An 8389-nucleotide genomic window follows, 5' to 3' on the forward strand; every position below is an offset into this window, starting at 1 on the left:
TCTGGCAAAAAAATTCCTATTGGACCTAAATACACTAAATATCTTTATGATATGTTTCCTGATGTTTTTTATGCACACGCCAATCGCAGACATTATAAAAAAATTTGTTTGTTACGATAAGGCTTTTGTTGCGAAAATATCCTTCGTTACAAAAATTTGAAATATTTATATTTAGAATATATACTAAAAATGATATTCAAATAAGGTAGAATTGGAGGAGAATATGAATATACGAAAAATTAAACATGAATATAAAAAGGGATTTTCACTAGAAGTAGAAAATTTAGAGATTCCTTCTAATAAAATAATTGGCTTAGTTGGTGAAAATGGTGCAGGAAAAACCACCTTAATGTCAATCCTAAGTGGTTTTATGAAAGCAAATAAGGTTTATGAGGTTGAAACAGAAAAAAAGGATTTTACAATCGGTTTTATTCCATCTGAAATAAAAATATATGATTTTTTAACAGTCGAAGAATTTGTAAAGCTATTTGTGGATTTTTCTTCGACAGAAATGTCTGTTGACGAAATAATTTCTTTATTAGAAATGGAAGAAAAAAGGAAAACATCTATTGATGAATTGTCTCAAGGTATGCAAAAAAAATTGACATTAATTCCGATTATGACAAAAAAATATGACTTAATTATATTAGACGAACCTTTTAATAGTATTGATGTTAAATATATTTATAAATTAAAACAATTACTACAAAATATAAAACAACGTGCAACTATCTTAATCTCCTCACATATTTTAGACACACTAGTAGATTTATGTGACGATTTCATAGTATTAGACGCCGGACGAGTAAAAGATACATTTGAAAATACAAAAACGATTACAGATATGGAGGAACGAATTTTTGAAGGAAGTAATTAAATTTAGAATTGAAAAATTCAGATTGCAATTTAGTTTGTATAGTTTTGCAAATTGTTTTTTCTTTTTCTTACTATTTTCTGCACTGCTTATACTGCCCAAATTTGGAATGTACAAATTTAAGCACTACACAGAAACCGCTTTTATTATAACAATAATCTTTGTATGTTTTGCAATAGAATTCATTTTAAAAAAAATAAAAAAGGAAGACAAACTCTTTGTAAAAACTTTTTTTGATAAGATAGATACAGAAAAATATTCAACTTATATGACATATTATAAATATATAGTATTTCAAATACTATTCCTTTATTTTATATGTCCATATGATTTAAAATATCTTGATGATTGCTTAACATTTGTCACTTTTGTGGAACTTATAACTGCAATTGAGCTTGCAGTTTTTTCCATGAGTAGCAATGAATTGGCAATGACTATAAAAAGTGTAATAACTTTCACATTCATTGGAGCTATAATTTTATCAAATCATAATATTATATCTTTTCCGATTGCCATAATTTCTGAACCAAGATTTAGAATTGTAAAGCTTGCAATTATTTCAATTAGTGTGTTACTTTCTTTGAAATTTCTTTCTCACGAAAGCCAAACACATAATGGACGTTTTATAAAAAAATTATCTAATATCGGAATTATGAAAAAAGAAAAAGATTATTTGTTTTTCATAAAAAAGATGAAGTTTATGGAAGCCCTATATGTATTTGCATTAACTATATTTTTATCTATGCTTGAAAATGAAAAATCAGTCGAACAGTTGATAACTTTTTCTGCTGCAACATCATACTTGTTTGCTAATACATATATAGAATTAATTTCCTATGAAACTGGAAACTTTATTCTCTTTCATTCAGCTAATCAAATAAAGAACTTTAAGTTCAAAAAGATGTTTAATACATTAAAAATTGCAACTTCATTATTTTTACTACCATTAATTCCAATGGTGTGTATTACATCTTTTAAAATAGTTGTAACGTCATATGTTATTGCAATATTGTCATTTTTAATTACAACTTTTTTAATGCCTTTTGCTTATGAAAAAAGAACGAACATAAAAAAAATGATATCTAATTTAGAACAAATTGGTTATATGGTAGCCATGATTTGTATTTTTCTAATTCTAGCTACTATTTCAAATAAAATAATTTAAAAACACGCAGAGAGGAATAATTATGATACAAAATGAAGTAAAAAACACAAACGTAGTGTTAAAAACATCTGGTTTATCTAAACACTACGGTAGTAAAAAAAGTTTAGATAATGTGTCTATAACTATTAACCAAGGTGATATTTACGGATTAATTGGAAAAAATGGTGCCGGAAAAACTACTTTTATGAAAACATGTCTTGGAATGGTTCAAGCCACATCAGGCACATGTCAAATTTTAGGGAGCAATGATCCTAAAAATCTAAGAAAAGTCGGTGCATTAATTGAAACACCTTCTATATATGGCGGTTTAAGTGCCAAGAAAAACCTAAAGATTTTTTCAAAAATATATGGCGGAACAGATGCAGATATTAATCGTATTTTAAATCTAGTTGGCCTCGGAAATGTTGGAAATAGAAAGGCTCAAAAATTTTCTTTAGGAATGAGACAACGACTTGGTATAGCTATCGCCTTACTTGGCAATCCTAAATTATTGATTCTTGATGAACCAATCAACGGATTAGATCCTGCCGGTATTAAAGAAATCCGAGATTTAATAATATATTTAAACAAAGAGGAAGGTGTAACTTTTTTAATTTCTAGTCATTTATTAGATGAACTAGGGAAAATAGCAACAAAGTACGGATTTATTAATGATGGACAACTACTTGAAGAAGTTACTGCTAAGGAATTGCAAACTCAATGCGAGAAAAAAATTATTATTGGCACAAAAGATAACCAAACAGCTTATAACATTATAAGTCAATATGTAAATTCTAATGATATTACCTTTACTAATGGCAATATTGAAATTAAAAACAATGATGACAACATTTGTCAATACAACAAAATTCTTGTAGAACATGGAATCGCTGTCAATAAATTATATAACAAATCACAAAGTTTAGAAGAATATTTTATAGAAAAGGTAGGTTAAATATGGGAAGTTTACTTAGTTACGAATACAAAAAAACATTTTCAACAAAAGCAATTTATATTTGCTCTTTATTAACATTTGCATTCACAATACTCAACGGCATCCTTTCTTGTAATGGTGAAATTCCACATGGGAACGAGTATTTTATTGGAATTCTTTCAGGCTGTTCCCTCGAATTAATCCTAGCAATACTTATTCCTATTTTATTCTGCACTGAAATGGATATTGGTTGCATAAAGATTATGATTGGCCGTGGCTATACAAGAAAAAATATTTTGTTTTCAAAAATTATAATGAGTAACGTATATATGATTTTTATTTCTTTAACAAGTATTATTATTGGCATCGCTTATGGTTCTGTTCGTGGTGTAAGTTATACTAACATTACAGGTAAACATATTTTAAATGTTCTTTTAGAATTATTTGTTTACATGATAATTGTTAATTGTTCTATTTTCTTTTCCGTATTAACTCAATCAAAGGCATTTGCAATTGCCGCTAGTATACTTGTTCCTGCATTAATACCTAGTATTTTACTGCTTGTAGAAAAACTCATAAAATTCAATAAACTTCACGATTATTGGTATGTATCATTTATGGAAAGTCTCGGCAATAATATATTGAAAAATTCAGAATACACTCGTATTTTTATATTTACATTAATCTATAATGCTATTTTTATTACTCTTTCATATTTGATAATAAAACGAAAAGATTTTTAAACTTAAAAATAAGCAAAAAAACAGCGAAAGCACGTTACTGTGTTTTCGCCGTTTTTGTTTAATATATATATTTTTTGATATACGCTGTTCCTTTTTTATTTACCACTTATGGCTTTCTTAAACCATTTACCTGTTTCTGATAAATCATCATCTGTCCAACCGCTCTTCTTTGAACAGCCTGGTTTAATAAGCGCTGAGCTTTCATCTTTATTGCTTAAGCTCCATGCCACAAAACTAATATCATTATCGTTCAACAATTTCAACCACTGATTTGCTGAATCATAATCAACCGCTCCATTTCCTGAAGCATCCGTTATGCTGCATTCTGTTACAAACACTGGTACTCCTGCCTTTATTGCTTTTGTCAACTTACTTCTGAGATTATCTTTATGAGTTCCTGCATAAAAATGTAATACATACATTACATTCTTATCATCTAACTGATTTCCGATAACCTGATCTACGTCCTGTGACCATGTATTAGTTCCTACTAGAATAACTGCATTTTTGTCATTTGCTCTGATTGTTTTTACAATATCATTTGCATATGGTTTAATTACTGAATTCCAATCTGATCCTTGTGGTTCGTTACAAATCTCATAAAATACATTTTCGTTACTTGCGTATTTTTTTGACATCTCATCAAAAAATTTGATTGCCTCACCTTTGTTAATGTTAGGGTTTGCATCTGACAAAATATGCCAATCAATTATTACATACATTCCGTTTTCTGTGGCATATTTAACGCCCTGATCAACTAGTTTCTTTAAGTGTTCCTTATCTCCACCATTACAATATCCACCGTACTCATTTGTGTACATTGCAATACGGAAAACATTAACATTCCATACATCCTTTAAGGTTTTTAACGCTTCCTGGTTAATGTAATCTGGAAACCAAGCTATTCCATGAGTACTTATTCCTTTTAGCTGTACTACTTTTCCTGTACTGTCTACAAGTTTAGTTCCTTGTACATGCAATCTTCCTGTAGGTACTTTTGTTTTTTCCTGAGTTTGATTTGATTCTTTTTTTTCTGATTTTTTCGAATCATTTGCCTTATTCTTCGTCTTATTTTTTTCTTTATTCTCTGCCTCACTTGATTTTTGTGTAGACTCGGCTTTAGACGAAGATTTCTTGCCATCTCCTTTTACTTTTTCTTGTGTACCATCACTATATGTAACTTTTACAGAATCTACTTCTATTTTTTCTTGTGATGAACTACTCGCTATTATTCCTATATCTTTTTGGAAACTTTTACTAGATATAACACTATTATAATCCACTGATGTTACTTGATATTTATCTTTCTCTTCTTTTATCGCACTGTTCCAATTTTGCTCTATCTTAGAATCCTTTTTCTTTAAAACAACACACCAACTCTTAATCTCTTTTGAAGAATCATTGTGTATCTCCATATCATACTGTGTAAAACTTTTTTCACCACTTTGCCATGAGTTTTTTTCTTTAAAATCAACATAAAAATTAGACTTGACTGTTTTGCTACCATGAACTTTTTGTGCTTTTCCTGACTTAGTGTTTTTCTTTTTTGAAACCCCACAGGCAACTGCTACACACCCCAAAATAAATACTACAAAAACTATCATCACTGTTGTAATTTTTTTCTTTTTGTTCTGCATTATTTTTCCCCCCTTTTATTCATATTGTGAATCATGTTTTTTCGAATCCGTCAATACTATTATAAATTATTGGGGGTTAAATATAAATCAAAAAAATATCCGCCTAGACATTAACTATCTAGGCGGATATAAAACAAGCCTTTCGCTAAAAGCTTTAACTGCATATCCATTGCATACACATATAAAATAACTATTATAAAATAACTATTTTTTTTCTGAATCCATTAAGTCTGTCATACTTTTTAAACTTATTGCAACAGTAGATGCATTATGGAGAAGTGCCGTTCCTGTTGGAGCAAGAACTCCTAAAATTCCCAATAAGATTAATCCTGAATTAAATCCAATAATCGTTCTATAATTAAAACGAATTCTATCCATTAGCCTTGTACTAATTTCTCGTAAAGTTAAAAGTGCCTCAAGATTATCTGATGATATTGTTATATCAGCGATTTCTCTTGCAATAGATGCACCTGAGCTAACTGCAATTCCTGCATCTGCTTCTGAAAGTGCTGGTGAATCATTTATACCATCACCTATCATTATTACTTTACGACCTGCTTCGTGTTCTTTTCTAATAAAAGCCGCCTTATCTTCCGGAAGTACTTCTGAAAAATAATCTGTTACGCCTGTCTTAAGGGCAACATCTCTAGCAGTTCTTTCATTATCTCCTGTCATCATTACGACCTTGGAAAAACCGACTTTTTTTAGTTTTTCAACAACTGAGGCCGCCTCTTCTCTCAAAGGATCCTCAATAAGTATAACTGCTGCAAGTCTGTTATCAATTGCCATGTATAAATGAGAATATTCATTTGGCAATTCATCAAATTTATCCGTTTCTCCAGGTGGTACGATGCATCGTTCGTCATCAAAAATGTAATGATGGCTACCTATACATACTTTTTCCCCATTTATAGTACTAGCTATACCATGTGCAACTACATAAATAGCTTTTGTATGTTTTTCCTCGTGGAAAAGTCCTCTTTCTTCCGCTGTTTTAACTACCGCATTTGCGATTGAATGAGGATAGTGTTCCTCAAGGCATGCTGCAAGTCTTAGCATCTCAGCTTCATCGTTTCCATCAAAAGGGATAACTCTTTTAACTCTTGGAACTGCATGGGTTAATGTACCTGTTTTATCAAAAACTATTGTTTCCGCTTCCGCAACAGCCTCCATGAATTTTCCACCTTTTACAGATATCTTGTACTCTCCTGATTCTCTCATCGCCGAAAGCACTGCTATAGGCATCGACAACTTGAGCGCACAACAAAAATCAACCATTAATATAGAAGCCGCTTTTGTTGCGTTTCTTGTTATAAGATATGTTAAAAGAGTTGAACCAAGCGTATAAGGAACCAACCTATCTGCAAGGTGTGAAGCCTTATCTTCTGTTGCCGACTTAAGCTTCTCAGACTCTTCAATCATCGCAACTATTCTGTCATACCTGCCTGCTCCCTGAGCCTTCTGAACTCTTACAAAAATCTCGCCTTCTTCAACAACTGTTCCTGCATAAACAAGGTCACCTTTGTCTTTTCTGACCGCTTCCGACTCACCTGTCATTGATGCCTGGTTTATAGATGCCTCCCCACTTTCAATAATTCCATCAAGTGGTATCATTGTACCTGTTCGAATAACGACAACGTCACCTTCTTTAACATCAAATGTATTGACAAGAATTTCCTGCTCGTCTGCAGTTTTTATCCATACCTTATCCACATTTAATGACATCTTTCTGGCAAGATCATCTACAGATTTTCTGTGAGTATAATTTTCAATCAGTTCACCAACTTTCAAAAGGAATATTACTGAACCAGATGTCTCAAAATCTTTTCGAATAATTGAAACAGTAATACTTGTTGCATCTAACACTGAGACTTCAACTTTGCCTTTTAAAATTGATTTTACTCCTTCAATAACAAATGGTACTGCCTGAATTACGTTTTTAATCATTTGAATTGGAGGTGGAAGAATAAACTTAGATATAAGTCTTCTTGTTATAAGAAAAAACATTTTATCCTCAAACTGAACTCTAAGTTCTCTTCCTGTATGTTCAGGTACAATCACTTCTGTTGTTTCGTAGTTAAAAACTGAAAGTGCCTCTATTACCTGTTCTCTTTCGCCTTTATAATATATTATGGCATTGGCTGTTCTTTCATTTACTTCAGCTTTTTTAACAAAATCTAATTCTTCAAGATAATACAAAAGCTTGTCAGCTTCATGAACTGTCATATTACATTGATGCATATGAACTCTCATTCGTCCTTTGGACTCATGTAATATCTTACATCTCATATATCATACTCCAATTTACTAAATCAAACTTTAACTTTCTATTTTATGCTTAAGATTCTTATTTTTTCCTTCAACTTACTCTTAAGCTTCTGCTACTTCTTATCTTTCAAGAACTGCTTTTGCATCTGCAATTTCCTGTGCTCTGTCTTTAGCATAACGTTTCTCGTTAATCTCTTTTGCATCTGCACTAATATCCTGACAATTCTCTTTGATTGTTGTAGCAGTTTCCATCACTGAATCTTTACATCTATAAACTGCTGCTGTTACATTTGTATAGCACTTCTTTGCATCCTTGCTGCTTAAAATCTTTACTCCTGCTGTTCCTAATGCAAATCCACATGCAACTTTTCCTACTGTACTCCAAATACTCATATTAAAACTTCCTTTCTTTATTAAAAAATTACAAAAAATAGTGTTCTACCTCTTATCTATTACTTCTTATAAAACGACTGTCATTCTATAAAAACGACCTACATTATTTTTTTTCATAGCCAGTTATTATCGTCATCAAAAAGCAAATAACTGTAGTCCACGCAAAAAACTTATGCCATTTCATATTTTCAAACTCCTTTCTCGTTATCTATTTTATTATAACACCATTTCCACTACAACTATATATCAGATTGTTTGGTATTATAAATTTGTTTTTGTTCTTTAATATTAGTGTTCTCTCCTATAGTAGTGAATAATATCTATTTTATGATGTGGTACTTATTACTCATTTATTTATTGTTTTACAATAACTCAAATCTTCTAGGTACTAAAATT

The 8389-nt window shown here is 30.7% G+C and carries 7 protein-coding genes; 4 read left to right on the forward strand and 3 right to left on the reverse strand.

Translation table 11 applies throughout. The features are described from left to right. Positions 1–223 precede the first annotated feature (223 nt). The 4 genes from BLV79_RS08950 to BLV79_RS08965 are packed head-to-tail and all read left to right on the forward strand — an operon-like array spanning position 224 to position 3695. Positions 224–877 (forward strand): ATP-binding cassette domain-containing protein, encoded by a 654-nt coding sequence (locus BLV79_RS08950; RefSeq protein ID WP_074718250.1) that lies wholly within the window; start codon positions 224–226, stop codon positions 875–877. After that, positions 861–2039: a hypothetical protein gene (locus tag BLV79_RS08955; protein ID WP_074718252.1), complete on the forward strand. Its 1179-nt coding sequence runs from the start codon at positions 861–863 to the stop codon at positions 2037–2039. Before BLV79_RS08950 ends, BLV79_RS08955 begins: the two co-directional genes overlap by 17 nt. A 22-nt stretch (positions 2040–2061) precedes the next feature. After that, a complete protein-coding gene (locus BLV79_RS08960) occupies positions 2062–2973 on the forward strand; it encodes an ATP-binding cassette domain-containing protein (RefSeq protein ID WP_074718254.1) in 912 nt (303 codons plus the stop codon). 2 nt (positions 2974–2975) lie between these two features. After that, positions 2976–3695 (forward strand): ABC transporter permease, encoded by a 720-nt coding sequence (locus BLV79_RS08965; RefSeq protein WP_074718256.1) that lies wholly within the window; start codon positions 2976–2978, stop codon positions 3693–3695. 95 nt (positions 3696–3790) lie between these two features. On the opposite strand, the gene BLV79_RS08970 is transcribed toward BLV79_RS08965, so the two are convergent. From BLV79_RS08970 to BLV79_RS08980, 3 genes are all read right to left on the reverse strand, one after another. Continuing rightward, positions 3791–5332 (reverse strand): cellulase family glycosylhydrolase, encoded by a 1542-nt coding sequence (locus tag BLV79_RS08970; protein WP_074718258.1) that lies wholly within the window; start codon positions 5330–5332, stop codon positions 3791–3793. Positions 5333–5536: 204 nt separating this feature from the next. Then, positions 5537–7621 (reverse strand): heavy metal translocating P-type ATPase, encoded by a 2085-nt coding sequence (locus BLV79_RS08975; protein ID WP_074718260.1) that lies wholly within the window; start codon positions 7619–7621, stop codon positions 5537–5539. A 99-nt stretch (positions 7622–7720) separates the two neighbouring features. Then, positions 7721–7993 (reverse strand): DUF6110 family protein, encoded by a 273-nt coding sequence (locus tag BLV79_RS08980; RefSeq protein ID WP_074718261.1) that lies wholly within the window; start codon positions 7991–7993, stop codon positions 7721–7723. Positions 7994–8389: the final 396 nt, after the last annotated feature.

This window comes from Lachnobacterium bovis DSM 14045 (assembly GCF_900107245.1).
Taxonomy (GTDB): domain Bacteria; phylum Bacillota; class Clostridia; order Lachnospirales; family Lachnospiraceae; genus Roseburia; species Roseburia bovis.

Coding starts and splice junctions, on each gene's coding strand:
- BLV79_RS08965 (WP_074718256.1), top strand. CDS start 2,976: ATGGGAAGTTTACTTAGTTACGAATACAAAAAAACATTTTCAACAAAA.
- BLV79_RS08960 (WP_074718254.1), top strand. CDS start 2,062: ATGATACAAAATGAAGTAAAAAACACAAACGTAGTGTTAAAAACATCT.
- BLV79_RS08950 (WP_074718250.1), top strand. CDS start 224: ATGAATATACGAAAAATTAAACATGAATATAAAAAGGGATTTTCACTA.
- BLV79_RS08975 (WP_074718260.1), bottom strand. CDS start 7,621: ATGAGATGTAAGATATTACATGAGTCCAAAGGACGAATGAGAGTTCAT.
- BLV79_RS08970 (WP_074718258.1), bottom strand. CDS start 5,332: ATGCAGAACAAAAAGAAAAAAATTACAACAGTGATGATAGTTTTTGTA.
- BLV79_RS08980 (WP_074718261.1), bottom strand. CDS start 7,993: ATGAGTATTTGGAGTACAGTAGGAAAAGTTGCATGTGGATTTGCATTA.